The organism is Paenibacillus sp. FSL H3-0329 (assembly GCF_037963285.1).
GTDB classification, from domain to species: domain Bacteria; phylum Bacillota; class Bacilli; order Paenibacillales; family Paenibacillaceae; genus Paenibacillus_AQ; species Paenibacillus_AQ odorifer.
Map to the genome: position 1 here is coordinate 3,790,037 of NZ_CP150150.1, position 26,974 is coordinate 3,817,010.

The following is a 26,974-nucleotide window of genomic DNA, read 5'->3' on the forward strand; positions in this document are numbered from 1 at the left end:
TCCTAGGTTCGTATAGTCTGTGCCGCTTATAATCTGACACGCGGATCAATAAAGGCATAAATAATGTCAACAAGTAAATTCATAATCATAATCATGGATCCCAGCAGAAATACAGATGTGATGGCGAGCGGATAGTCGAAACTGGTAAATGCCGTCTGCATCACCTGACCAAGCGCTGGAATGGCGAAAATTTGCTCCACCCAGATCGTGCCCATCACTGTAAAAGCAAATTGAGGTCCGATGACGGTTATCATCGCTGTCAGCGAATTTTTGACACCATGCTTAAAAATCATCGGCCAATATTTGACGCCCTTAGCTTTTGCGGTCCGCATAAAATCCGACCTCATGGTTTCGATCAGACTGCCCCGCATATATCTGGCCACAACACCGACATTTGCCGCAGATAAACAAATAATCGGCAAAATTGCTTGCCTCCAGTGACCCCATCCCGTTACAGGCAGAATCCCTTGAAACACAACACCAAATAACAAAACCATAATCACCGCGAGAACAAATGCCGGAATGGCCTGACCCGTCAATGAGATGGTGCTTACAACATAATCGATCCAAGTGTTACGTTTGAGTGCTGCAATAATGCCAAGCGGAACCCCGATAATTACCGAAAGAACAACAGAACCAAATGCCAAAAGTGTACTGATCGGCAAAGCTTGCTTCAGTTGAGTCGCAATTTGCAAAGACGGATTCTGCATCGAATTACCGAAATCGAAGGTTAATTGATGCCATATATACTTCATGATTTGCTGCCACAGCGGTAAATTTAAACCATACCGGCTTTGAAATTGGTCCATGACTTGCTGATAGAGAACAGGGTTTTGCCCTTGCAGCGGAGCCAGTGCCGTAGCCATGGTATTCGTATTCATGAAACCGCCAGGTGAATAATACATCATGGTATAGCTGACTGAAATGACCAAAATTAAAGTGATAATGATTTGTAAAATGCGCTTTGAAATAAATTTCAATATGGTCAAATTCGACCCTCCTTTACCGATTCACGGGCACCATAATTGGCGCCCGCGATTGGTAATTATTCAACCCATTTAGGATTATTCTACAGATAAAAGATGCAGCCCATAGAAGTTGCCCCATGCCCAAGGATTTGATTGCACTCCTGTAATGCCGGGTTTTACCAAGAAGTATTGCTGTTGATAATACAACGGAATAGCATAAGCTTCTTCTAGCAGGTTATTAACTACCTTAGCCGCGATAGGAGCAGCGTCTTCGACGGTCAGCGCATTTACGAATTGCGCTTGCCACATTCTCAAATCTCTTAAGGTATCGGATTGATAACCGTTATAGTATACCTGTACATCAAGTGCATTTTGATTCAACTTGCCACCTGGCGCGTTTGGTGCTACGAAGGTCCAAGCGGTTACAAAGGCGGCATGTTTTTCATCGTTATTTTTAGCATTTTTCCAAAGATCTACAATCTGTTGCCATTGTTCGGCGGCCGTTGGAAGCCCCGGTTGTTTCAGATAAGGCTGCCAATCCGCAGGCTGCTCTGCTGTCCATTTATCCAAAAAGGCGATATCCTCTTTGGCAGCTTTTTCTAATGCTGCCCAGTCGCTCCATTCCACACCGGCGTTCTTATTGTCCGGATCTCCATATTTTTTAATGGCCGGTTTATAATAAGTTTCCTTGGTCCAATCCACGAATTGTTTCGTAGCTTCTAATGGAGCATCCAGCGTTCCTATGGAATATAGTTGCTGCGTTGCACCCATGTCCAAACTTCCTGGTTCACTCCAGTTTGTTGCGCCCGACGCCAGAATAAAGCCCGGTTTTGCGTCGCCCTGAGGACCGCTGTACTGATAAGCGTTAAACTGCGCCTCATTGAGCTGAACTAGCTCTGTTTTGATACCAAGATTTTGTTGCAGTAATTGACCTAACGCCAAAGCGATTTGCTCACCCTGAGCATCTACTTGCTTGACCCCAACATACAGCGATAAGGTTGGCAGACCTTTACCGCCTTCATAACCGGCATCCTTCAATAATTGTTTGGCTGCCTCGAGATCTTCCGGAAGTCCTTGCTCCAGTTTTTCCGTTGGCCAACCTGGTGAAGCAAAGATATTGGTCGCCCCGCCCATGCCGTTCAGCACCGATTCTACGATCGGTTTACGTTGGATCGCTTTGGCGATAGCCTGGCGCACCTCTTTTTTGTCATATGGAGATTCCGTTGTCGGGTTGCTCCAGAGCAAATATTTGATCGCATAAGTCGCTGCAGTATACAACTGGGACTTTAGCTCATCCGTTTTCTTCACGTATTGTAAATCAGACGCGCTTTGGATTAGAACAACATCCGCATGGCCGGACATATAATCCTCCACCGGCACGGTTGTTGCCGGAAGAACATGGATGGTCTCTACATTGCCGTGATTAAGCTGGCCAGCTGCACCTACATAATTCGGATTGCTCACCATGACGAGTTCACCGTTTGGTGTAAAAGATTTAACCATGTAAGGGCCATTGCTCACAAAATTCCCCGGTTCAAACCACTTACCAGGGTTCGCTTCGACCGCTTTAGGATTCATAGGCATCGACCCGGAAAGAACCATATCACCCAGAATCGCGTGAGGCAGCGTGGTCGTAATTTCCAGCGTGTAATCATCAACTACTTTTAGACCAACTTCTTCTTTACTTACAGATCCGGCATGGTATGCATATCCGTTCTTCACAAAATTAAGCACGCTTAGCCAAAGTTGTGCGGTTGTGTTAGCTGGATCCAATTGATACATATAAGAAAAATAAAAATCATGGGCGGTCACAGGATCGCCGTTAGACCATTTGGCATCTTTACGGAGGGTAAATGTCCAAGTTTTTTTGTCGTCGGAGACGGTATAACCTGTCGCAATTTTCGGAACGATTTCATTATCCTGATTGTAGCCATAAAGCCCTTCGAGCAAAGTTCCTTGCCCTACCAGAATTTGTCCTTGCCATTGTGTAGGATCAAGCGTCGGGATCTTTGGATTGAAAACGGTTACCGAACTTCCCGCCTTAATTTCAAGATCAGCAGCACCTTCATTCTTAACTGCCGTTTGACCCACATCACTGGTTGCTTTTACAGAAGTATTGCTATTGCCTGCAGCATTTTTACCGTTCTCATTGGCAGTATTAGAGGAATTACTGCAAGCAGTCACAGATAACAAAGAAAATGACAGAAGTAGAGCTAAGAACGCGTTCTTTTTTTTCATCCTCAAGTGAACCCCCTCGTACATAGTCATGAATCTAAAAAATAACATTTTATTTTTTTGTTATCTATGATGTTATCCTTCACCTTCTCATGTTTTGCCCCCCCTAAATTTAAACTCAGATGTTTGTTTGTGAACTTTCGAATGTCTTCTTTTGAATTTCACTTAGAAAACTAAGAGTAATCGCTTACATTCTAAAATTTTCCACAAAGATTGTCAAGAAAAAATGTTACGTTAGTTAGCATAACTCGTTATAATTAATATAACTTATTTGTTGAATATGAACTTTTCGTTAATATTTTATTAGCTTTTTTAGTGTTATTTCGTAAATAACACTAACTTATTGACGAATTTTAGCTTATTTCTTGTAATGCTGTTATAAACGCTATAGAAGAACAAGTTCTATGAGTTCCATAGAACATAATAAAAAGAGTGTATCCCAGCAGTCATTTTATGACCTTTGGGATACACTCTGAACCATTGAGATATGGGAATCGGAATAAAATACTGCTATCGATACAAATATCAGAATAGGTGGACTCCGCCTCTACCGGAAATTATCTATACACTCATGTAGAAAGGCGTCTAGTGTGCGTGGATCTCTGCCGAGCAAACGCTTCACAGTGTCATTTGGACTTTCTGGCACCATCCTAGACATGGTTTGAATTTCCACAACGTGGTTCGCGAGCCAAGGAGGCAGATTCCCATGCTCAATAAGATTACGGAGTAGTACTTGAGGTTCCATGTTGATGTAACTTATCGGCCGATTAAGCAGGGCAGATAGTCGACTCGCGATCTGGGGATAACTGAAAATCTCCGAACCAGTAAGCGTATATATATGGCCTGATACCTTGTGGTTGGTCAGAACTTCTGCGGCAACGTCTGCAATATCGCGACAGTCAATAAAGTTACACGGTGAAACGCCCATAGAGCCGAAGAAAACATTTTGGGTTGTGATCGTTGGTGCAAAGCGCATTAAATTTTGCATGAACGCATAAGGGCGCAATACGGTATGGGTGATACCCGATTCCCTCAACGTGTTCTCAATTTCTTGATGCCAGCCCGCCACTGCCACTGGAGAGCTCTGCTCAAAAGCTGGACTGGATATTTTTACGATGTGTTTGATTCCAGATTCGGTGGCAATCTGAATGATTGAGGTTTCCAATTCGATTTGTCTTGGACTGTTGGACATGGCAAGGAAGAGCTGGCTAGCACCTGTAAACACACGTCGCAGCGATTCAGGATCGGAAGCGTCTACCCTTGCGACCTCAGTAGTCGATCGGCCTTTCTCTCCGATTTGATCACGCAACTTCTCTGGCTCTCTGCTCAGCGCCCTGACAGGTACGCCAAGATCAACCAAACGTTCCAAAAGCGCACTTCCAATCGTACCTGTTGCTCCGATAATAACTATCATTTTTATCTTCTCCTTTTGGATGAAAAATTAGTTGTGAAGGCAAGTCGCCACCGCCATGTCACTATCGTGCTCGCTATGAATCCAGACAACGGGAAATCGATCCAGACACGATTTACCCAGGCCAAGTGATTACTCGGAATCATAATTTCTACTACAACAGATGTCACCCATGCAGCGTATAGCCCAAATGAGGACCCGGCCATTGCGAATACCCCTACCACAACCAAGTGAGGTGCACCGATGACCCATCGCAAACGGCCCACTCGGCTGTGCAACAAAAGTCCAATCATCAAGGCCATCAAGGTCGATGCACCGCCAATAGTAGTCAATGCCGCTATTTGAAGCCCCCTATCTACAGTAACCAATCCCCCGATACCTGCCATAATGGCAGGAGCAGCATAGGCCATTACAACTTCACGCCATAGTACAAAAGTCTTTTTCTTGGAACCAACAGCCTTGATGCTGTAAACATCTTCTGTCTGATTCGGGTATTTCATCTGGTTCATTTAGTTGCTCCCTTCTTCTTTGAAATAGTTCAACGATTGATTTCAGTAAATTATAATTAGGCACCTAACTATATAAGAGTAAAAAAAGGCTAGCTTCACTAGCCCAATTCTACTCATTACTGATGTTTCCCTTTGGTTTCGAGCCTAATTCGCCCGTAAGTGCTGAAATGCCCTGTGTAACTCGACCCAGCAAGTCGAGAAATACGCTGCGTTCTTCGATGTTGAGCAACCCCACCATCGCTTCCAACCGAGCGAAATGCTCAGGAGCCATTTCACGGAGCTTCTTCGCTCCTTCTTCCGTTAAAACGACTGATTTCTGACGGCCATCGTCTGAGCTTAATCGCCGAGATACTAGCCCATCTCGTTCAAGAATGTCGATAAGACCAGTCACTGTAGCACGTGTAACGCCTAGATGCTCCGCTAATTGCGAAGGCAACTCTTCTCCTTCGTTATCTTCAAGATCTGCCAATAAACGATAACGCCCTGTTGATAAACCGAATCTAGAGAAATGAATCTCAGAGGCGTGTCCAAGCATGGCTCCCGCTGCCATTAGCCTAGACGCGACGAGTATAGCCTGTGCGTCTATGTCTAGGTTATAACGATCAATCTGACGCTTGGATTGTACAAGCGAGGGAATAGCCTCAATGTCGTTTATTTTTTTATTATTGTTGTTCATATATGTAGTATGGTCCCTAACTACTTTTGTGTCAACTCATTTTTTTATAACTCGTCAACCCTGGAGTTATACAGTTGGATTTGGTTGTAACTCTATATTTCTCCCAAAGCTCGATCAATCGACCTTCAAGCTCTTCAATTCAAGAGGTCCTTTGCAACAAAATCTGTTGATGCTAGCTCATACCATGTGTGACGATAATTTTCCAGAGACTGCTTACTCCATCCTGTCTCTACGAGAATTCTTTTGGCACCTACAGCTGCAGCTGCAAGCATATCTGTTGAACCTACATCACCAAAACGCGCCGTCGTATAGTGAATATTGTGCTCTTATTTTCTAAAGTAGTAGAAGTTCTGTCCGCATCATTCTACTATTCGAATTTTAACTGAAGCGAATCACAAATTGGCATATAGCCTATCTTTTGATAGATGCTATTAGATGTGGGATTTGCTAAGTCCGTATATAAGACGCACTTAATAAACCCTTTATCCAATGCAAGTTGGCTTATTTGCGCCACAATTGAAGTAGCGTAACCCTTTCCGCGCTCATATGGAGGGGTATAAACAAATGCCACGCCAATTGCCGTCTGCATTTCCCTTGTATATCCTGCCATAGATACGGGTATCCCGTTGTCCTCTAAAATATAGAGTTTCTTCGATGCTATTCGGTAGAGGTAAGGGTCTGCATCTTGCGGGATGGACATTTCTGTTTTACCATAATTCCCCGCTGCATAAAATGCTTCAGCCCAGTATGGGAAAAAGTGAATATCCTTTTCATCTAGCAATCGAACGATACCAACCTTTTGAATGTCTGGATTTACTGCAGTAAGTTCATATATACGTTGGCTCATCATTGTTTTAAAGGATATTCCCTTGCGCAAGGTATATTCTTTGGCAAAATACTCTGCCAAGGTTTTTTCGGTCATCACACCTGGAATTTCACGGTCTTTCAGCCCATCTATCAGACAGTTTATAGCTTCTGGGTTTATTATGTTGTCTGTTGCATAAAGCGTAATATTGTGTGGCGGTGTCATTATGGCGGTAAGTTGTATGCCCCTAGAATCTGAAATAGTTACCATAAGCCAATTTACAGGGTCACGCCAGTCTGTTTTGTCTTTTCCTTCATGCCCAATTATGATATTGCCAAGAGGAATCAAATTTTGTGCTTCATGACGCATCAGCATACCATAGGTATCATTGTAAAACTCATGCACATCCGTATACAACTTGAATTGCATTGCAATATCACCCTTTCATCTGCTCAACGTTTTTCCAGATTTTTCGAACTAATCGTTCTTCTTACAGTTTGTTGATTTTTCGCCTGCCAATTTAATAATTAATTAATGAAGACGCAAAAAACCCCATCCCATTAGGGACGGAGTTGCTCCGCGTTACCACCCTGATTGACGTTTATAATAAACGCCCTCTTAGCCATCGTCCAACAACGATGCTTCTTTGTAACGGTAGAATCCCGGTCCCATCTACTATAATTCGGGGGACAGCTCTGAGGTGATTTTTTGATTCGGATATCCGCTGCCTCGCACCAACCGGCAGTTCTCTGAACGGCGTTTCCAGATCTAATTGTCCTCTTCATCGCATTTGGTAATTATTAATTAAGTTTAATATAAGATAATAGGAATATTCTGTCAATAACTCAAACAACAATAGGGATCTCTAAACTTATATTGCTTCTAAAGCAGATAATCCAACTAATCATGCGACTATATGATTGCGGAGACTACACTACAGTCTGCTTATTTTCTTCATCAACACATAGCACCTGCTTAATCTGTTTCGATTAGCTTGGAGGTCAACTTCACTACTGGCCTGATATACTTCAAAAACCGCTCCGGATCGTGATACACGTAATTGATTCTCCCAGGGGAAGTATCAAAGCAGTAACCAGTGTCTGCAAAATTAAAAGCTGCCATTGCCCTTTCCATCTTTTCCTCTACACTACGATTTTCCTGTTCATAATTGAATGGCCCATGTTCAAAAACAATATACTCGGCTTCGAGAACATCAATCATAAGCATTTGTGGAGGTACTTCACCTTTATAATCAAGAGGAAGACGTACACCAAAACACTCTGTACGTGGAATACCCCAATCGCAGAGTCTGCCATCCGGGTCATTAATGTAAGCCATAATCTGACCGCTGCCACCGTTAGATTCACTCCCACCATCGTCATCCAATTTGCCCTTGATACTATCGAGTAAGCCGCAAATAGTTTCGCAGTCCTGTCCTGTAATAAGGCTTTGCTTTTGCCAAAAATCCCAATACCCATTACTCTCATAGTTTTTAATGTGCAAAAATTTGTGAGTGGGGATGGTTACAAAATAAATGTTAAGATCATCTGTAGATTTCATCATACCAATCTCTCCAAATCCGAAAAAGTAGCGGTCGAAAGAGTTTATTTTTGTACGAAGGGCGACAGGCATAGGCTTTTTCCGGTATTCACTTGGAGTTACACCATATGTTCCCTTGAAAGCCCTGGTAAAAGCTTCATGTGATGAAAAACCATAATCAAAAGCAATATCCAAAATGCTCTTTTCACTATCCCGAACCTCTTTTAGTGCGAAGGCTAATTTTCTATGCCGTAGATAATCCCTAAATTGCATTCCCGATATTTCCTTAAATTTTCTCGTAGTATGAAATTCGGAATAACCTAACTTGTGAGAAAGAAATCGTAGCGTTATTGCTTCACTGTTACGATTCTTAATACACTCGTCAATTTCATTAACGATTATTTGGATTTGCTTGTGCCACTCGTACAATTGGTCTGTTCACCTCGTTTCAACCACTCTATAGTCATTGTAGAGTAATGGAATTTGCATTGCTTGATTCTACTTGCGGAAAAGAGAGGAGAGGATATATTTGTACCTTAAATCGCCTTGGAAAATATCAACGTTATCATTCAATGACAAATCAAACGTTTTGGTCCTACTATTTCGGAATCTCATCAGATTTCCTCTTTGCACTTAGTGGTCGGTGTATAACCCTATCGTTCTGTCAAAGTATTTCCGCAAGCAGCTTAAGCGTGTCATGCATTCGCAGGATGGACAAGAAGCACGGAGTACCGGGAGGCATTAAATAAAAGGGCTCGGACCCGTTGAGACATGGGAGTGAAAATCACATGCCCTTACAGTTGTTCCAAGCCACCGCCTCCTCAATTTCCTTCTTATCTCACATTTAGCTAAAGGTAAAATCCTACGAATTCATGAGCCTGCGTGAGTAAACTAGATCATATCGGAGAAGTTCAATGCCCATCTCATTCCGGGTAATGGTGATGATTAGGCCCTGTTAGAGTCTCGCGAACGTGATGTAATCGACTTGGACAGGCTCTGCCAATTCGATCCGCAGTGCCCGGTTGATTTGTCCCCGGTGATATTGCCCATGTAAAATGACCTGCGACAGGATGTCACGGACGGACGTTCGGAACGGGACTCCGTTCTGGTTCGCGTAGTCGATCATCACGTCCAAATCAAATTCCTCCAGCCCTTCGATATACACACGATATTGCTCGGCGTTTTCTTCGAACATCGTTCGGATCGCCGTCAGGTCTTCCGCTTCCTCCCATAACGAATATTGCGCACTGCCCTTGCCCTGCAATCGGGACAGCCAGACTCGTTCCGCAACCGCGACATGCCGAACCAGCTTCAGAAGGTCATTGTTCTTCATCTCACTCTCCTCGAGCGCTTCCAAGATTCGTGCGTCCGCCCAGTACAGGTGGTCCATCATGCGCTTGATCGTCTTCATTTCCGTTTCCCCCTCTTCGTCTCATCGATTACTTGAACCTACTGTTTCCCGCATTGGTCATTTATTTCTCTAATCGTCATAATCTTCAGCAGTCCAAGGTTCTTTTTTTATCGCGCTCATTGGAATCAGGAGACGTGTATCGCCTTTTGGTTAGAATCAGAAAATATAAAAGATGAGACCTTTGCCCTCGGCTACAGTTTGGCTGTAGAAGCGCCGGATATCGTTAAAATGCTGTAGCAGGTAGGCAAAGAACGCATCCTTATCCTCGTCTGAAACAATATCAGGTTCAAGAGGATATACTTCTTCCTTGACCATGGCCGGGAAATCATACCGCAAGCGGAGCTGCGCTTCATCCAGCTCAGAAATAGCCTGAAGCGCTTCTGCAACTTGCTCAGCGCGTAAGGAAAACGCCCCGAATGAGCCAAAATCGATGCCTTTGTCTGACGTCAGCGGAACAACATAGCCAAGAGGGGCATCTCCATCGGAAATAGCTCCACAAAGCAAGTAGTGAATCGCCTCCCAGGATCTATCAATGTCCAGTCCGGGATAATCATCTATTTTCAAGCTCTTCAATGCAATGTCGCCTGCAATAATTTGCTGCACTAGGTTGTCATCCATTGCGAAGTAATATCCACGCATTCCCATGATGTCATCCTTCCTTCCATTCTAGTAGTGACTATACTGCCCTATCAAAATGTAACCTTTGAATTTATCCCGTAGGATAAAAAAAGAGTGAAGATCAGCCCCCTACGTAATCATAATATCTTGTGCGCACAAGTTACTACATCCCGTTTAAGATAGGTATGTCCTACACTCTTTACTAATGAATTTTATGTGTAAAAGATATGGTCACCCACAGCTGTCACCGAAACCAAATCCCCTATACGGCGAGTCTGACTAATAGTCATGACTATGGACCCTGCTGACGCTATTGGCGAATTTATAGCCGTTGGAGCAAGTTTGCGGACTCCAGTGCTGTATTCTCCCGCAAGCGGTGCATCTATAGCCCTTTACGCCCATAACGACTATGGGGTCCGATAGCAGTCCAAAAAGGATGTATTCCCGCGCTTAAGATCAACTGTGTCCGATAGCGGCTTTGTACGTGCAAATTCGCTGTAATCATCCATGATCCATTCAAGCTTCCAGTTAGACTATGACTCCACTGTTAATTGACCCGTATCCATATTATTGAGCACAAGTTTGCCTTCCAGCGGGGTGCCGTCTTCGCTCGTAAGCTTCAGCTTTCCCGTACGGCCTTTTTCTATCAATGCCTTTACTTGTGTATCTGTAAGGGTACGTCCGTGGTTTTCTTTCCAGATCACGAACTTGCAGCCTTCTTTGTAATGAGAGCAGCCGTAGCCTTTTTTACCCATAAAAATCATCCCGCCACAGCCAGGACGCGGGCAGTTTCCGATAATTTTCGGACCGGAATTTGCTGATTCCTCTTCATTAGCTGGTTTACGTTTTCTTGGCGCGGCAGGTTTATCGCTGGTTTTACGAGATGTACCTCCACCACTCCGACCTTTAGCCCCTGTATTCACAGAAGGAGTTTCCCCTTCAAAAGAAGTTTTGGACGCCCGAGACTGCACACGAACCTTGTCCACGATCATGCAGGCGAATCTTTTTACATTCTCCATAAATTGTCCGTCCGACGCCGTTCCTCTGGATATCTCGTTCAAGCGACGTTCCCACTGGCCGGTCATTTCAGGTGAAGTCAACAGCTCGATGCCCGCTCCACGTATCAGTTCAATAGCCGTTCGTCCTTTTTGCGTGATGGCGATTTTTTTACCTTGCATTTCAATGTATCCGACATTCTTAAGCCGTTCAATGGTTGCAGCACGTGTGGCTGGAGTGCCTAACCCTGAATCCTTCATAGCATCCCGAAGCTCTTCGTCCTCAATCTGTTTTCCGGCACTTTCCATCGCTCTAAGCAGCGTGCCTTCTGTATAGTGTTTTGGCGGCTGTGTATCCTTCTCTTTAACAATCGCATCACTACAGATCACTTCATCTGCCGGAGCAATTGTGAACGGTTCATTCACTTCAATCTCTTCGTCTTCCTCATCATCCTTGTTTTTTCCCTTGGACGACTTCGCTTTATCTTTCTTCTGGTCCGCGTAAATGACCTTCCAGCCGAGACTTAATAATTCCTTAACAGTAGTTTTGAACTTTTCGTCCTCTACATCAGTCATAACCGTATGCACTTTATATTCCGCAGCCGGATAGAACTGTGATAAAAAGCGCCGCACAATCAAATCATACAGCTTTCCCTCATCCGCACTAAGCCCTGTTGCTTTTCTATATGTAGGCAAAATCGCATGGTGATCCTCGACCTTCGAGGGATTGCAGATAAATTTATTTCCTTTATAAACGAGATTACGATTCGCGCCTTTCACCCATTCATCATAAGCCGTCCCTTGGAGCGCAGATAAAGTCTTATGCATCTCCGGAATATTCTGTTCTGTAACATAGTTAGAATTTGTCCGCGGATAGGAAATCACCTTATGCTTTTCATATAACGCTTGTGCGATATCGAGTGTTTTTTTAGCGGAAAAAGCGTACTTCCCATTCGCCTCCCGCTGCAACAGCGTCAAATCATACAGTTTATTCGGATACTCTTTCGTTTCCTTAACCTCATAAGAGTCAATTCGTCCCGGTTTTCCTTTGACCTTGGCAGCCAGCGCCTCCGCCTTCTCACCATCGGTCAGCCGGTCACCCTGCCACATGCCTTTATAAGTCATTTCATTTTGTGTAAAATGGCCCTCTACCTCAAAAAACTTAAGGGATGAGAACGCCTCAATCGTCTTCTGGCGATCATAAATAAGTGCAAGTACTGGAGTTTGAACTCTCCCCACCGACAGCAGCACATTATGTTTCGTAGTAAATGCACGTGATCCGTTCATACCGATTAGCCAATCGGCTTCACTGCGCGCTTTTGCCGCTTTTGTTAGATTCTCGTACTCCGCCCCATCCTTTAGCTCTTGAAATCCTTTGCGGATTGTCTCTGGTGTCAAATCGGAAATCCACAGCCGTTTCACAGGATGTTCAAGCTTCAAATGCCGCTGAATGAGCGAAAATATATGCTGGCCTTCCCGCCCGGCGTCACAAGAATTTACTAGCAGATCGCTTCGTTTAGCCAGCTCTCCGATTACCTTCAGCTGATCAATGGTCCGTGCATTAGGAACCAGCTTGAATTGGTCCGGAATAATGGGAAGATCATTAATATTCCATTTTTTGTATTTTACATCATATGCATCCGGCTCAGCCAATCCGATTAGATGCCCTATTGCCCATGTAATAATGTACTGCTCCCCTTCAAGATAGGAACGGTAATTTTTAGCCTTTGGTTCTATTGCGGCGGCGATATTCCGCCCCATGTCCGGTTTCTCCGCAATAATAAGTGTCTTCAAAAACATTCGCTCCTTACCTTCTCGTTCTTAAGTCCAAAATAGGTCCAGTACTCTATTATAACATTAACCTCGGTTTTTTTTAATCGACCGGACTTTTCATAGTCTTTCGTTTGATTTAAAATAAGTTGGTATAAGCGTATTCATGTATCGGAGGGAAACAAACCTTGTATGAGAATCACAGATTTACAGAACCTTTTTCTGATCGAAGCCTCTCTGCCCTGAAGGCGGATTGTGAGCAGTGCTTCGGCTTATGTTGTGCCGCATTACCTTTTGCTGCTTCCGTAGATTTCGCTAGAGACAAAGACGCTGGACAGCCGTGTCACAATCTACAGTCGGACTTTCGCTGTGGTGTACATACAGAGCTAAGAGAATTAGGCTACCGTGGTTGTACGGTCTATGACTGTTTTGGAGCTGGGCAAAAGATTTCTCAAGTCACTTATGCTGGAGAAGACTGGAGGAAAAAGCCGAAAACTGCGAAGCAGATGTTCGAGGTATTTCCGATTATGTGGCATTTGCACGAGCTGCTTTGGTATTTACATGAATCTTTGAACCTAGAAATAACCCGTACAATCCATACTGAGCTGCAAACAGCTCTCGATGAAACAGAACAGCTCACCTTACTCAATCCTGAAGCTCTTATAAAGGTGGATGTTTCCGCTCATCGAGCAAAAATCAATATGTTACTGTTGCAGGTCAGTGAAATTGTAAGAACTGACGCTCGTCGTAAACTAAAAAAATCCACGAAGAATTTCAGTCGAGGTGCCGACCTTATGGGAGCAAAGCTCAAAGGAGCTGATCTTAGAGGTGCCAACTTGAGAGGAGCCTATTTAATAGCCGCAGACCTTAGGGATGCTGATCTCAGAGGTGCAGACCTTATTGGAGCAGACTTTCGCGATACTGACCTCAGAGGTGCTAATTTAGCAGAAGCTCTCTTTCTCACCCAGGCACAGATCAATGCGGCAAAAGGCAATACTCTCACGAAATTACCAGCAGCACTCTTGTGCCCTGATCATTGGCACTCTCATTAGATTAAAAAGATCATTTATATCAGCGGTGAATAGAATTTTTTGATCCGAGACACAGCTTCCATAATTTCTAAGACTTCTTTCTCCGCTGTGTTTCGTTCCAGATACTCTACTCTTCCCTGAGATGCTTCCTTGCCCACAACTATTGATAAAGGTATCCCGATCAAGCTTGAATCTTTAAATTTCACGCCAGCGCGTTCATCCCTATCATCGATCAGCGTCTCAATGCCAAGCTTGGTTAGTTGATCATAGAGACCTTCTGCAACCGTCCGCTGCTCACTATCCTTGACGGCCATTATCAAGATATGAACCTGATAAGGTGCCAATGCTGCTGGCCACATTAATCCATCCTCATCATGATGCTGTTCAGCAATAGCGGATAAAAGCCGTGAGATACCAATTCCGTAACAGCCCATAATCATAGGTTGACTTTTGCCTGAAGAATCTAAGTAAGAAGCGCCTAGCTTTTCACTGTATTTAGTACCTAATTTGAAAACATGACCCACTTCAATCCCTTGATGAAAATGCAGAATACCCTCCAAACAATGCGGACAAACTTCACCTTCTGCTACATTCCGTAGATCCCCCACATGCTCAAGCGCAAAATCTCTACCTGGAACTACGTTACGGAAGTGATAATCTTTTTCTCCCGCCCCTGTAATCCCTTGGGTCATATCTGCTACTGCTGCATCTACTAGGACAGTCAGCGTTAAACCCACAGGTCCTACAAATCCACTCTCTACACCGGCTAAGGATTTCACTGCCTCATAGTCAGCAAGCTTAATCTCATTCATTCCTAAATATTTACTTACCTTAATTTCATTGACTTCATGATCTCCCCGGACCAGAACAGCAAAAATCTGTCCGTCACCTTCATAGATTAATGTTTTAATAATCTGCTCTGGCCGGATATCCAGCTCCTGCTCTAGTTGCTCAATTGTGCGCAAATCAGGAGTGAGGAACTTCTCTATCTCCGGTACTTGCATGACAACTTCATTTTTTGCAGGCCGCACGGACTCTGCCTGTTCCAGATTGGCCGCATAATCACAAACGGAGCATGCAGCAATCGTATCCTCCCCAATCTCAGCCAGCGCCATAAATTCATGACTGCCGCCCTCGCCTCCAATCGCACCGGAATCCGCATGGACAGCACGGAATTTCAATCCAGATCGCTCAAATATCCGGTGATAAGCCTCGAACATTTGGATATATGATTTATCGAGACCTTCCATGTTTGTATCAAAAGAGTAAGCATCCTTCATCAAAAACTCTCTGCCTCTCAGCAGTCCAAAACGTGGTCGGCGTTCATCACGGAACTTGGTCTGAATCTGATATACGGTAATAGGAAGTTTACGATAAGAGCTGATCTCATTCCGTACGAGTGTGGTTACTACTTCCTCATGTGTAGGACCTAGTATGAATTCCCGCTCATGACGATCCCGAAGCGTCATCAACTCCTTACCGTATACCTCATATCGGCCTGATTCTTTCCAGAGCTCCGCAGGCTGCATAGATGGCATCAATACCTCCTGAGCCCCAGAGAAATCCATCTCATTCCGCACAATCGCTTCTATTTTCCGTAAAACACGTCTTCCAAGCGGTAAATAAGTGTACACACCCGCTGCTAATTGGCGAATATATCCCGCACGCAGCAGTAGCTGATGACTGCTTGTCTCCGCCTCTGAAGGTGCCTCACGCAGAGTTGTTAATAAAAGATTACTTTGACGCATATTTGTACCCTCCCTAAAAAATGAACGCTCTAAACGCAAAAAGACACATTCGTCAGGGACGAATGTGTCGTGATACCACCCTTATTTAACCGCCAGCCCATACATAGTCTACATGGCGATCCTCGATCGAATAACGGCCGATTCCGGCAGCGGTTGTACGCTGCAGCTACCCAGGCAGGATACCATCCACACGTATTTGAGGAACCTTTCAGCCGGTGAGTTCCCTCTCTGTTCTAACGCTTCTTGGACCGTAAGTCCTTGGTCAATGCTTTTGTCATTTAAATATTGTATTAAATCTATATGAAAATAATATTTCCGTCAAGCGTCGGCTCCAAAAAAAAGCCGCTTCTCCAGCAGGTAAACTGCTTTTGAAACGGCTTCTTAAATTAAAGCCTAGACAAGAACGCTTGAGCCCATCAGATATTTATCCACTTCACGTGCAGCTTCGCGACCTTCGTTGATGGCCCAGACCACCAAACTTTGACCACGACGCATATCCCCAGCAGCAAACACCTTATCCACGTTCGTGTTGAACTTGCCGTAACGTGCTTTCACATTGGTACGACGATCGGTCTCCAGTTTAAGCTCCTCAACAATATCTTGCTCTGGTCCATCGAAACCAATAGCGATAAGAGCGAGTTGAGCAGGATATACAGCTTCTGTTCCAGGAACGGGCTGATAGATTTTACGACCTGTCTCATCCACGATCCGGCGGATCTGCACGGTATGAAGCTCCTTCAAGTTCCCCTCTTCATCCCCAACAAATTTAGTGGTCATGATTGAGAATTCACGCGGATCATCACCAAAAATAGCTTTCGCCTCTTCTTGCGCATAATCCAAGCTGTACACATTCGGAAATTGCGGCCAAGGATTAGCAATCGGATCCCGTTGCAGAGGCGCTTTTTCATGTGTACCAAATTGAGTGATACTGCCGCAGCCATGACGAAGTGCTGTGGCAACACAGTCAGAACCTGTATCCCCTCCACCCAAGACGATTACATCTTTACCTTCAGCGGATACATAGTTACCATCCTCCAGATTCGAATTCAAGTAACTCTTGATCGTTCCATTTAAATAATCCATGGCATACATAACGCCCTTAAGCTCACTGCCTTCAATGTTGAAACGGCGTGCTTTAGTAGCTCCACCACACAGAACAACCGCATCATATTCATCAACAAGCTGCTGAGCCGGAATGTCTTTACCGATCTCAGTGTTCACCACGAAGTTAATTCCTTCAGCAGCCAGCAAATCTACACGACGTTGTACAACTTTTTTATCAAGCTTCATAGTAGGTATTCCATATGTCAGCAGTCCGCCAATGCGGTCACTGCGCTCAAATACAGTTACAGTGTGTCCAGCCTTGTTAAGCTGTGCTGCCGCGGCAAGTCCAGCAGGTCCAGAGCCTACAATTGCAATTTTTTTGCCAGTCCGTTTCTCAGGAGGATTAGGTACAACCCAGCCCTCTTCAAAACCCTTATCAACGATCGCAAGTTCAATTGTTTTGATGGTTACCGGCTGTCCGATCAGACCCACTGTGCAAGAGCCTTCACATGGGGCGGGACAAATACTGCCTGTGAATTCAGGAAAGTTGTTTGTCTTATGCAGACGTTCCAGTGCTTCTTTCCAGAGTCCACGATACACCAAGTTATTCCACTCCGGAATTAAATTGTGTACTGGACAACCTGAGGTCCCGCCAGCCATATCAATACCTGTATGGCAATAGGGGGTTCCGCAATCCATACAGCGTGCGCCCTGTGTCCGAAGCTCGTCCTCGGATAAATGATGGTGGAATTCTTCCCAGTCCTTTACCCGCTGCTCAGGATCCCGATCACCTGGGAGCTGCCGTTTATACTCCATAAAACCTGTAGGTGTAGACATGTTTACGTTTCCCCCATCCGTTCTCTTCGTGTTGAAGTATAGTACATTGTAGCATATTGCGGCTTCGTATGGTTGTCAGCAACGCAATGAAGTACCTGCACATTCTATTCTATACCTATACATAATCATTTCTAATTTTAATTATAGTAACATTCATCACTTTTGCACAGTAATGGATAAATCTACTGATTATTTGTACTATTTCACATGTTATGTCAGAGAAAACGTTTTATTGCTATTCCGTACGTTCATAAACAAGGAAACGGTAATCATACGGATTCTTCTCATCACGAATTCCCTTGATATTGGAGACCTCTTTCCACATCCTCCAGTCAATCTCAGGAAACCGGGTATCTCCTTCAAAATCCTGATCGATCTGCGTCAACATTAGCTTGTCAGCATACGGCAGCATCAAGCGATAAATTTCTGCACCACCGATCACCATCAGCTCATCTTCTTTTCTACCCTCGCTGAGAGCCTCTTCAAGCGTGTGTAGAACCACTGCACCTTCAGCTGAATAATCAGTATCCCTAGTTAGAATTAGGCTCGTTCTGCCCTTCAAGGGCTTGCCTCCGAGCGAATCCCATGTTTTGCGGCCCATTAGCATTCTTTTGCCCAATGTTTCTGCTTTGAAATAAGCAAAATCCAGCGGTAAATGCCAAGGCATATCGTTATCTTTTCCTATGACATGATTGGCACCCATTGCCCATATTAAGCTAATACTCATGAAGTTCCCTCCTTCCTTCATACTAAATTAAAAAACTACGCTGCCAGAAATTATATTTGCGAATCTTAATTTATAACAATTACGTTATACTGCGATCGGCGCTTTTATCGAAGGATGCGGATTGTACCCCTCAATGACCAGATCTTCCAGTTCAATATCAAAAATTGATTTCTTCTGTGAATTAATAACCAGGGTAGGCAATGCTCTTAATTCTCTTGATAATTGCTCTTTCACTTGCTCAACATGGTTTGAATAGATATGCGCATCACTAATGCTGTATACAAACTCACCTACTTCTAGACCACATTCATATGCAATTAAATGCGTAAGTAATGAGTAAGATGGAATATTGAAGTTTGCCCCGAGAAAGGAGTCAGCACTGCGTTGCAGCAAGTGGCAGCTTAGTTTACCATTTGCAACATAGAACTGGAACATAACGTGGCAGGGCGGTAACGCAGCTTTACTTCCTTTTGTTCCGGCATTTATAACATCTTCCGGGTTCCATGCGCTCACGATTAAACGCCGAGAATCAGGATTTGTTTTGATCTGATGAATAACGTCTTGTAATTGGTCAATTGATTCACCAGTAGAAGATGTCCAATTCCGCCATTGCTTACCGTAAACATTCCCTAGCTCACCATATTTCGCAGCAAACTCATCACCTTCTAAGACACGATCACAGAATGATTTCATCTCTACTTGATACACTTGATTAAAATCTTCATCAACTAAACAACGATTCCCGAAGTCTGTCATATCTGGGCCAACATATTCGTCTGATTCAACCCATCTTTTAAAAGCCCATTCATCCCAAATATGATTATTATTTTTCAATAAATAACGAATGTTGGTATCGCCTTTAATAAACCACAATAACTCACTTGCAATTAAGCGAAACGGTGTACGTTTTGTTGTAAACAGCGGGAACCCTTTTGATAAATCAAATCGCATTTGATAACCAAAAACACTAATTGTACCAGTTCCTGTACGATCTTCTTTTTTTACACCATGATCTAAAATATATCGTAAAAAATTCAAATAGGTTTGTTCTAACTCATTCGTCAATGTACTGCACCTCCGTAATATTACACCTCATATATTATATCTGAAAAATCCGAATTTTGTAGAAGGTAAGATAATTTTTAAATATATTTAATAATCGGGTTACATATTCAATTATAAAGGATTGGTTCAGCAAGTGTATCTCTACTCCGCTACCCTAAGCTCCACTCTGGCCCCATAAGCACGAACGTTTGCTTGTCCACCCACAGGAAAGGTAATCATCGGCGATGTATGTCCAAAGTCCACGTCTGCGATCACAGGAATATCAGATAATTCTTCTTTCGAGCGGATAATTGTAGTTAGCAGCTTCTTTGACATACGCGATTCTTTTTGGAATCTGCCGATCACCAACCCTTTGACCTCTTCAAACTCAGGCTGATGAATTAGGGATTGCAGATCTCGATCAAAGGTTGCAGGTGCTGACTCATAATCATCCTCGATGAACAAAATAGAATTCTTTAAACTAGGCATATACTCTGTTCCCTGCAAAAGATTTAAAGTGCATAAATTGCCACCAATAATCGTTCCTTTCGCTTCCCCATCATTGATAATGAATGGACCTTCATTTTTAATAAATATCCGGTTTTCCTGATCCAGATACCACTCATCATCACTCCAATGCTTGGAAGGCTGCACGAGAATTTCTTTATTGTCCATCATCAGCCTGCGGAAATATTCGATGGTATATTCATTATCGTGGAGCATCGCAAATGTGGAAAAATGCGGCCCGGAGTATGTAACTAATCCTGTTTGAGCATAAATCGCATTACTTAGTGCAGTAATATCCGAATAACCACATAAACGCTTTGGATTCCCCGCAATGATTGAATAATCTATATAACGCAGCAGCTGGTTACTATTGAAGCCTCCAATGGTCGTTAATATTCCTTTCACTTTGGGGTCTAAAAAGGCTTCGTGCAAATCCTCAATTCTCGAATCAATAGAAGAGGAAACAAAATCATCCGTCTCAAAAGAATTTGTTGAAATGGATATCCGAAAACCTAACCGTTCAAGCTGCTCTTTGGCAATTTTTCTTTGCTGAGCATCGATTAATGACAAACTTCTGGAAGGAGAGATAATCCGCAGCTCATCTCCAGGCTTTAATTTATCAGCTCTCATCATTGAACCTCCCTATATTCATGAATTACAGATTAGGTAATTACTCTTCCTTCCAGTATATCTCTTTTCAAAAAAGTGGAAAACACAAAAAAAGGCGGAACGCATTTGCGTCCGCCTTTCTGTTGCCTGCTAGAGCAATTTTGGAGAAAAATTATTTCATTACATGAATTGGGTGACCTTCAACCAATTCAGCAGCTTCCATGACGATTTCGCCAAGGGTTGGATGCGCGTGAATAGTCAAGGCGATATCTTCAAGCGTTGCGCCCATTTCGATTGCCAAACCAAGTTCAGCGATCAAATTGGATGCTTCGATACCAACGATTTGAGCTCCCAGTACCAAATTGTTCTCGGAGTTAGCAACAATTTTGATGAAGCCCTCTGGGCTGTTCAAAGATACTGCGCGACCATTTCCTGCGAATGGGAATTTGCCGCTTTTCACTTTGTAGCCTTTGTCTTTTGCTTCTTTCTCAGTCAAACCAACGCTTGAGCACTCAGGATCTGTAAATACAACAGCTGGGATGACTTTGTAGTCAACAACAGATGTAAGTCCTGCGATTGCTTCTGCAGCGATTTTACCTTCGTAAGAAGCCTTGTGAGCCAAAGCAAGACCTGGAACAACGTCGCCGATAGCGAAGATGGTAGGAATGCTTGTGCGTCCTTGGTGATCAACTTTGATCAATCCGCGCTCGTCGAGCTCAAGACCGATCAGGTCCAGACCAAGTTCACCGTCAGTGTTAGGACGACGACCTACAGTAACAAGCAAGTAATCTGCTGTAACTTCTTTGGACTCGCCACCAACAGAGTATTTCACGGTTACTTCTTTGTCGTTCTGAACAGCACTTTCAGCTTTAGCGTTAGTTACGATTTCGATGCCAGTTTTAGCCATGTTTTTCGCAACAAGACGAGTCATATCTTTATCGAAGCCTGGAAGTACAGTATCCAAACCTTCGATGATTGTTACTTTAGTGCCAAATTTAGAGTACATTTGACCAAGCTCGGCACCGATGTATCCACCACCGATTACGATCATGCTCTTCGGAATTTCTGGAAGTTCCAGAGCTTCAGTCGAAGACAGAATACGTCCGCCGAATGGGAAAGGTTTAAGTTCAATTGGACGGGAACCTGTAGCAATGATGCAGTGTTTGAAGCGGTAACGTGGAGATTCATGATCATTGAACACACGTGCTTCTGTGTCGCTGATAAACATGCACTCGCCGTTAAATACTTCAATTTTGTTGCCCTTCATCAAGCTAGTCACACCGCTAGTCATTTTTTTAACTACGCTGTTCTTGAATTCTTGAGTTTTGGCAAAATCCACTTTAACATTCTCAGCTGTAACGCCGAAAACTTCACCATGCTGTGCAGATTCAAATTGATGTGCAGCAGCGATCAAGGCTTTAGAAGGAATACATCCACGGTTCAAACATACACCGCCGAGTTCCGATTTATCCACGATGAGGACTTTTTGGCCGAGCTGGGCGGCACGAATTGCCGCCACATACCCACCAGGACCTGCACCAATGACCAATGTATCAATATCTAGTGAAGCGTCTCCTACTACCATAATTATACCTCCATAACCAGCAGCTCAGGATTATTGAGCAGCGATTTAATGTAGTTCATAAAGTTTTGAGCAGTCGCACCATCGATAATACGGTGGTCAAAGCTGAGTGACAACGCCATTACTGGAGCAACTACGATTTCACCATTTTTCACAACTGCTTTTTCACTGATACGGCCAGTTCCGAGGATAGCCACTTCAGGGAAGTTGATGATTGGAGTAAAGAACATACCGCCAGCAGAACCGATGTTACTGATGGAGATCGTGCTGCCCTTCATTTCGTTAGCAGACAATTTACCGTCACGGCCACGAACAGCCAAGTCAGTGATGCTGCTAGCGATCATCCAAATGCTCTTACGGTCAGCGTCTTTGATAACTGGAACGATCAAACCGTTTGGTGTATCAGTAGCGATACCGATATTGTAGTATTTCTTGTAGACAATTTCGCCTGCTTCTTCATCAATCATAGCATTAAGTGCTGGGAATTGACGGGAAGCTGCAACAAGAGCCTTAACGATGAATGGAAGGTAAGTAACCTTAACGCCTTTTTTCTCAGCAATAGGTTTCATACGCGTACGGAATGCTACCAGTTCAGTAACATCTACTTCATCCATGATGGTTACGTGCGGAGCAGTGTAAGCCGATTTAACCATTGCGTTGGAGATCGCCTTACGAATACCCTTGAATGGTACACGTTCTTCTTCAAGACTAACGTTACCGCTAGCTGCTGCAGGTGCTGCTTTAGCTTCGGTCTTAGCAGCCTTAGGAGCTTCAGACGCCGCTGCTGCTGCAGGAGCCGCAGGTGTAGAACCACCTTTCAAGAAGGCTTCTACGTCTTCACGAGTGATTTTGCCACCTTTTCCAGTTCCGTTCACTTTGGAAATATCCACTTTTTGCTCACGAGCAAATTTGCGAACGCTTGGTGTAGCCAATACATCGCGGTCAGGAGCTGGTGTTACACCTGCAGATCCGCCTTCTTTAGCATCAGCAGGGCTTGTTGCTGCAGGGGAAGAAGTAGTGTTTGCACTTCCTTTTGCTGCATCAGCTTCAGCAGATGCATGACCTTCTTGTTCAGGAACGTCGCCTTCAGCAGCGATAATAGCAACAACTTCGCCTACGCGGCAAACTTGGCCATCTTTAGTCAGAACTTCCAATACAGTACCATTCACTGGACATGGAACCTCAACTACCGCCTTGTCATTTTGAACTTCCATGATGATGTCATCATCAGTTACCTTGTCACCGGCTTTGATATGCATTTTGATGATTTCACCTTCATGCAGACCTTCACCCAGCTCAGGGAAGCGATATTCAAAATTCGATGCTTTGTTAGATGCTGGAGCAGCTGGTGCAGCTGGCGCTTGAGCAGCAGGAGCTTCAGTAGCAGCACCCTCTTGATCAGGCACGTCACCTTCTGCTTCGATAATAGCCACCACTTCACCGACACGGCATACTTGACCGTCTTTAGTCAGAACTTCCAATACAGTACCGTTTACTGGGCAAGGCACCTCAACTACCGCCTTGTCATTTTGAACTTCCATTACGATATCATCATCCGTTACCTTGTCACCGGCTTTGATATGCATTTTGATGATTTCACCTTCATGCAGACCTTCACCTAGTTCAGGAAATCGGTATTCAAACTTTGCCACTTTGAAAACCTCCTCGTGAAATTGGGACTAACCTTATGATTTAAACTTTATAAGATGAAACAACGTTGTCATCCATATGGATGACAACTGTTTCTCGTAAAAATATTTAGAATTCCAAAACTTTCTTCACGCCTGCAATAATACGCGCAGGGTTTGGAAGCCATGTATCTTCAATTTGTGCAAATGGATATACAGTGTCAGGACCTGCGATACGAAGCACAGGAGCTTCTAAGTGCAGTAGAGCTTTTTCATTGATTTGTGCGATAACTTCAGCAGCTACACCCGCACTCTTTTGTGCTTCTTGCACCACGATAGCACGGTTAGTCTTCTTCACAGACGCTACAATAGTGTCGATGTCGATCGGACTTACAGTACGAAGGTCGATAATTTCAACATTAACGCCTTCTTTTTCGAGTTGCTCGGCTGCTTTGGTAGCTGTATGTACCATCAGCCCGTAAGTAATGATCGAAACGTCAGAACCTTCACGTACTACGTTCGCTTTACCAAGTTCAACTGTATATTCACCTTCTGGCACTTCAGCACGGAATGCATGATAAAGGTTCAAGTGCTCCATGAAGAATACAGGGTCATTGTCGCGGATAGACGCGATTAAAAGTCCCTTAGCATCATATGGGTTTGAAGGAATTACAACTTTAATCCCTGGGCTTTGTGCAATCAAACCTTCGAGTGAGTCAGTATGAAGCTCAGCAGCCTTAACTCCGCCACCAAAAGGAGTACGGAATACTACTGGAGCATTATATTTACCGCCAGAACGCCAGCGCAGACGTGCCGCTTGAACAACGATCTGATCCAGAGCTTCAAAGATAAAACCTACGAATTGAATTTCTGCAATTGGGCGGAAGCCTTGTACACCAAGACCAAATGCCAGACCGCCGATAGCGGACTCAGCTAGTGGTGTATCAAAAATACGATCTTCGCCAAATTCCTTTTGCAGACCTTCTGTTACACGGAAAACGCCACCTACATTACCAACATCCTCTCCGAAGATAAGAACGTTAGGGTCACGATTCAGTTCAACGCGCATCGCGTCGCGGATCGCTTCTTTCATATTCATTTGTGCCATTGCCTGATATCCCCCTTATTCAAAATCGGCTTTTTGCTCTTCCAGATGTTTAGGTGTTACTTCGAACATGCTGTCGATCAAGCCAGGTATTGTCATTTTTTCGGTTTGTTCAGCTTTTTTGATCTGCTCGTTAACAGTAGCTTTCGCTTCATCTTTCACGCGCAGTGTATCTTCTTCAGTCCAAAGACCTTTCTTCTCCAAATACTTGGCAAGACGGGCGATTGGATCCTTTTCACTCCACTGTCCTTCTTCTTCTTTCGAACGATATTTACTTGCATCGTCAGAAAGGGAGTGTGGACGGAAACGGTAAGTTACAGCTTCGATCAATGTAGCACCTTCGCCGTTGCGTGCACGTTCAGCAGCATCGCGTACAGCACTGATTACTGCAAAGATGTCCATACCGTCAACCTTAATCCCTGGAATACCAGCTGCAACCGCTTTGTGAGCGATCGATTTGGAAGCCGTTTGTTTAGCGAACGGAGTCGTAATCGCGTAACCATTGTTTTGAACAAAGAAGATTACAGGCAGTTTAAAACGACCAGCAAAGTTCAAGCCTTCGTAGAAGTCACCTTCTGAAGAACCGCCATCACCAGTGTAAGTAATTGCAACATTCTTTTGTTTTTTCAATTTGAAGCCCATAGCAATACCAGTAGCGTGCAGGATTTGCGCACCAATGATAATTTGTGGCATCAATACATTAACACCATCAGGAATAGCTCCACCATGTTGGTGACCACGGGAATATAAGAAAGCTTGGTACAATGGAAGTCCGTGCCATACTAGCTGCGGAATATCACGGTAGCCTGGGCATAAGAAGTCTTCTTTCTCCAAAGCGAACTCACTACCAATCATGGTAGCTTCTTGACCGGATACCGGTGCGTAGAAACCAAGACGACCTTGACGGCCAAGGTTTACTGCACGATCATCCCAAGTACGGGTAAATACCATACGATACATAATTTCTTTCAGTTGATCGTCAGTTAAATCTGGCATCTTATCCTTATTGATAATTTCTCCATCCGGGGAAAGTACCGATAGAGCCTCGACGTCCTCTGTATACACTTCATAAGGAACTTTACTCATTATCTTCACCTCAATAAAAAAATTTGAATATCAGCTGCCTCTGTTATAATATTATTATACACCTGTTTAGTTACTTTCGTCAAAGAAATACTTATAAAATTTATATTTCTTTAAATTTTGTATGTATAACAGGTGAGATAATTTAATATAACAGTTTAACACTTTTCCAACAAGTAAATGATTAATAACACAGTTACACATTTAATAATTTTAGCGTAACCCTGTGTGTATTGCAAAATTCGACAAGAAAGGTGACGTGACAACGATGAGCGATTCTGTTTTTCTGAAACGCACAATTGTAAAAGAAACGCTTTGGAGTGAACATCTGCAGGAGGAACGTAAATTACGTATCTATCTGCCCCCAGGCTACAATGAAGTTCTCAGTTACCCCGTGGTGTACTGCCAAGACGGAGAAGAATTTTTCAACTTTGGACGCATTGCTACACTTGCTGGACAACTTATTATAGAAGAAGATGTCGAGCCCTTCATTATCGTCGGTGTAGAAGTTAACGTCGCTGTTCGGACTCAAGAATACGCTCCGTTCGGCAGCCGATTCAAGCAGTACCTATCTTGCTTTTCCGAAGAGATTATTCCCTTCATTGAAAAAAATTATCCCGTACGCCGTACACCCGAAGAACGAATCTTAGCCGGCGATTCCCTTGGAGGCAGCGTCTCCCTCCATCTCGCACTTGCTTATCCAGCTATCTTCACACGTATCATCAGCCTATCCGGTGCATTCTATCCCGAATCACAAGCCATGCTGGCAAAAGAAGAAGATCTCGCCTGGCTTAACATTAATATGGTCGTTGGACTGCAGGAAACAGATTACCAGACTGATACAGGGACCTATGATTTTGTTCAGATGAACAGAGAAACAAAAGCGTTGCTTGAAGCACGTGGAGCTACCGTATCCTACCGTGAGAAAGACGGTCGTCATCTCTGGGGCTTTTGGCAAAAGGAACTCCCTGAATCTCTACTCTATTTTTTAAACACATAATGCCTTATTGATAGAAGCAAAAAATGAACATCTAAAGAACGTATGTAGATTTCAGCCGTGTTTGCGCTTACAGTTTAATCCAGCGAATTTCC

Annotated in this window: 22 protein-coding genes and 1 other annotated feature; of the genes, 2 read left to right on the forward strand and 20 right to left on the reverse strand. The window is 43.8% G+C overall.

Annotated features, from left to right (window positions below):
* Positions 1–26: 26 nt before the first annotated feature.
* The 11 genes from NSQ66_RS16680 to NSQ66_RS16730 all read right to left on the reverse strand — a co-directional run bounded on the left by NSQ66_RS16680 (position 27) and on the right by NSQ66_RS16730 (position 12,961).
* Positions 27–989 carry an ABC transporter permease gene (locus NSQ66_RS16680; protein ID WP_036687660.1) on the reverse strand — a complete coding sequence of 321 codons (963 nt, stop codon included), beginning with the start codon at positions 987–989 and terminating at the stop codon, positions 27–29.
* Positions 990–1,064: 75 nt separating this feature from the next.
* Positions 1,065–3,206, reverse strand: coding sequence for a peptide ABC transporter substrate-binding protein (locus tag NSQ66_RS16685; protein WP_051491527.1), 2,142 nt, complete (start codon positions 3,204–3,206; stop codon positions 1,065–1,067).
* Positions 3,207–3,750: 544 nt separating this feature from the next.
* The gene (locus NSQ66_RS16690; protein WP_036687662.1) at positions 3,751–4,617 is read right to left on the reverse strand and encodes an SDR family oxidoreductase; all 867 of its coding nucleotides are present in this window, start codon (positions 4,615–4,617) and stop codon (positions 3,751–3,753) included.
* A gap of 2 nt (positions 4,618–4,619) precedes the next feature.
* The gene (locus tag NSQ66_RS16695; RefSeq protein ID WP_170914282.1) at positions 4,620–5,123 is read right to left on the reverse strand and encodes a hypothetical protein; all 504 of its coding nucleotides are present in this window, start codon (positions 5,121–5,123) and stop codon (positions 4,620–4,622) included.
* Between the two features lie 109 nt (positions 5,124–5,232).
* Positions 5,233–5,799, reverse strand: coding sequence for a MarR family transcriptional regulator (locus NSQ66_RS16700; protein WP_036687664.1), 567 nt, complete (start codon positions 5,797–5,799; stop codon positions 5,233–5,235).
* Between the two features lie 134 nt (positions 5,800–5,933).
* Entirely contained in the window at positions 5,934–6,116 is a 183-nt protein-coding gene (locus tag NSQ66_RS16705; protein ID WP_256715430.1) for an HAD hydrolase-like protein, read from the reverse strand.
* Between the two features lie 50 nt (positions 6,117–6,166).
* Positions 6,167–7,021 (reverse strand): GNAT family N-acetyltransferase, encoded by an 855-nt coding sequence (locus NSQ66_RS16710; RefSeq protein ID WP_339279318.1) that lies wholly within the window; start codon positions 7,019–7,021, stop codon positions 6,167–6,169.
* 142 nt (positions 7,022–7,163) lie between these two features.
* Positions 7,164–7,398, reverse strand: a binding site (T-box leader).
* Between the two features lie 181 nt (positions 7,399–7,579).
* Positions 7,580–8,572 (reverse strand): helix-turn-helix transcriptional regulator, encoded by a 993-nt coding sequence (locus tag NSQ66_RS16715; RefSeq protein ID WP_036687669.1) that lies wholly within the window; start codon positions 8,570–8,572, stop codon positions 7,580–7,582.
* 526 nt (positions 8,573–9,098) lie between these two features.
* Positions 9,099–9,554 (reverse strand): DinB family protein, encoded by a 456-nt coding sequence (locus NSQ66_RS16720; protein WP_036687671.1) that lies wholly within the window; start codon positions 9,552–9,554, stop codon positions 9,099–9,101.
* Positions 9,555–9,710: 156 nt separating this feature from the next.
* Complete coding sequence (locus NSQ66_RS16725; RefSeq protein WP_076103932.1) at positions 9,711–10,199, reverse strand: YfbM family protein; 489 nt, start codon at positions 10,197–10,199, stop codon at positions 9,711–9,713.
* 506 nt (positions 10,200–10,705) lie between these two features.
* Positions 10,706–12,961, reverse strand: coding sequence for a type IA DNA topoisomerase (locus tag NSQ66_RS16730; protein ID WP_036687820.1), 2,256 nt, complete (start codon positions 12,959–12,961; stop codon positions 10,706–10,708).
* Between the two features lie 164 nt (positions 12,962–13,125).
* Between NSQ66_RS16730 and NSQ66_RS16735 the strand changes: the two genes are divergently transcribed.
* The gene (locus tag NSQ66_RS16735; RefSeq protein ID WP_036687674.1) at positions 13,126–13,989 is read left to right on the forward strand and encodes a pentapeptide repeat-containing protein; all 864 of its coding nucleotides are present in this window, start codon (positions 13,126–13,128) and stop codon (positions 13,987–13,989) included.
* 14 nt (positions 13,990–14,003) lie between these two features.
* Here the strand turns inward: NSQ66_RS16735 and NSQ66_RS16740 are convergent, their stop codons facing one another.
* The 9 genes from NSQ66_RS16740 to pdhA form a co-directional block, all read right to left on the reverse strand.
* Positions 14,004–15,716, reverse strand: coding sequence for a proline--tRNA ligase (locus tag NSQ66_RS16740; protein ID WP_076141994.1), 1,713 nt, complete (start codon positions 15,714–15,716; stop codon positions 14,004–14,006).
* A gap of 393 nt (positions 15,717–16,109) precedes the next feature.
* On the reverse strand, positions 16,110–17,597 hold the full coding sequence (locus NSQ66_RS16745) for a glutamate synthase subunit beta (RefSeq protein ID WP_036687677.1): 1,488 nt from the start codon (positions 17,595–17,597) through the stop codon (positions 16,110–16,112).
* Positions 17,598–17,832: 235 nt separating this feature from the next.
* Positions 17,833–18,324 (reverse strand): dihydrofolate reductase, encoded by a 492-nt coding sequence (locus NSQ66_RS16750; protein ID WP_036687679.1) that lies wholly within the window; start codon positions 18,322–18,324, stop codon positions 17,833–17,835.
* A gap of 84 nt (positions 18,325–18,408) precedes the next feature.
* Positions 18,409–19,389, reverse strand: coding sequence for a thymidylate synthase (locus tag NSQ66_RS16755; RefSeq protein ID WP_076141993.1), 981 nt, complete (start codon positions 19,387–19,389; stop codon positions 18,409–18,411).
* A 141-nt stretch (positions 19,390–19,530) separates the two neighbouring features.
* Complete coding sequence (locus tag NSQ66_RS16760) at positions 19,531–20,505, reverse strand: S66 peptidase family protein (protein ID WP_076141992.1); 975 nt, start codon at positions 20,503–20,505, stop codon at positions 19,531–19,533.
* Positions 20,506–20,656: 151 nt separating this feature from the next.
* On the reverse strand, positions 20,657–22,069 hold the full coding sequence (lpdA, locus tag NSQ66_RS16765; protein ID WP_036687684.1) for a dihydrolipoyl dehydrogenase: 1,413 nt from the start codon (positions 22,067–22,069) through the stop codon (positions 20,657–20,659).
* Between the two features lie 2 nt (positions 22,070–22,071).
* On the reverse strand, positions 22,072–23,718 hold the full coding sequence (locus NSQ66_RS16770) for a 2-oxo acid dehydrogenase subunit E2 (RefSeq protein ID WP_038571549.1): 1,647 nt from the start codon (positions 23,716–23,718) through the stop codon (positions 22,072–22,074).
* A gap of 106 nt (positions 23,719–23,824) precedes the next feature.
* Positions 23,825–24,802, reverse strand: a complete 978-nt coding sequence (locus NSQ66_RS16775; RefSeq protein ID WP_038571553.1) for an alpha-ketoacid dehydrogenase subunit beta — start codon at positions 24,800–24,802, stop codon at positions 23,825–23,827.
* A 15-nt stretch (positions 24,803–24,817) separates the two neighbouring features.
* Positions 24,818–25,885 (reverse strand): pyruvate dehydrogenase (acetyl-transferring) E1 component subunit alpha, encoded by a 1,068-nt coding sequence (gene pdhA / locus NSQ66_RS16780; RefSeq protein ID WP_038571556.1) that lies wholly within the window; start codon positions 25,883–25,885, stop codon positions 24,818–24,820.
* A 265-nt stretch (positions 25,886–26,150) separates the two neighbouring features.
* Here pdhA and NSQ66_RS16785 point away from each other — a divergent pair, with 265 nt between their 5' ends.
* The gene (locus NSQ66_RS16785) at positions 26,151–26,882 is read left to right on the forward strand and encodes an alpha/beta hydrolase-fold protein (protein ID WP_036687691.1); all 732 of its coding nucleotides are present in this window, start codon (positions 26,151–26,153) and stop codon (positions 26,880–26,882) included.
* The last annotated feature ends 92 nt before the right edge of the window (positions 26,883–26,974 follow it).

Excerpts from the sequence above, each read along its gene's own strand:
- NSQ66_RS16750 (WP_036687679.1), bottom strand. The coding sequence starts at position 18,324 with ATGAGTATTAGCTTAATATGGGCAATGGGTGCCAATCATGTCATAGGA.
- NSQ66_RS16745 (WP_036687677.1), bottom strand. The coding sequence starts at position 17,597 with ATGTCTACACCTACAGGTTTTATGGAGTATAAACGGCAGCTCCCAGGT.
- NSQ66_RS16785 (WP_036687691.1), top strand. The coding sequence starts at position 26,151 with ATGAGCGATTCTGTTTTTCTGAAACGCACAATTGTAAAAGAAACGCTT.
- pdhA (WP_038571556.1), bottom strand. The coding sequence starts at position 25,885 with ATGAGTAAAGTTCCTTATGAAGTGTATACAGAGGACGTCGAGGCTCTA.
- NSQ66_RS16740 (WP_076141994.1), bottom strand. The coding sequence starts at position 15,716 with ATGCGTCAAAGTAATCTTTTATTAACAACTCTGCGTGAGGCACCTTCA.
- NSQ66_RS16720 (WP_036687671.1), bottom strand. The coding sequence starts at position 9,554 with ATGAAGACGATCAAGCGCATGATGGACCACCTGTACTGGGCGGACGCA.
- NSQ66_RS16685 (WP_051491527.1), bottom strand. The coding sequence starts at position 3,206 with ATGAAAAAAAAGAACGCGTTCTTAGCTCTACTTCTGTCATTTTCTTTG.
- NSQ66_RS16760 (WP_076141992.1), bottom strand. The coding sequence starts at position 20,505 with ATGAGAGCTGATAAATTAAAGCCTGGAGATGAGCTGCGGATTATCTCT.
- NSQ66_RS16695 (WP_170914282.1), bottom strand. The coding sequence starts at position 5,123 with ATGAACCAGATGAAATACCCGAATCAGACAGAAGATGTTTACAGCATC.
- NSQ66_RS16700 (WP_036687664.1), bottom strand. The coding sequence starts at position 5,799 with ATGAACAACAATAATAAAAAAATAAACGACATTGAGGCTATTCCCTCG.
- NSQ66_RS16775 (WP_038571553.1), bottom strand. The coding sequence starts at position 24,802 with ATGGCACAAATGAATATGAAAGAAGCGATCCGCGACGCGATGCGCGTT.
- lpdA (WP_036687684.1), bottom strand. The coding sequence starts at position 22,069 with ATGGTAGTAGGAGACGCTTCACTAGATATTGATACATTGGTCATTGGT.
- NSQ66_RS16725 (WP_076103932.1), bottom strand. The coding sequence starts at position 10,199 with ATGGGAATGCGTGGATATTACTTCGCAATGGATGACAACCTAGTGCAG.
- NSQ66_RS16690 (WP_036687662.1), bottom strand. The coding sequence starts at position 4,617 with ATGATAGTTATTATCGGAGCAACAGGTACGATTGGAAGTGCGCTTTTG.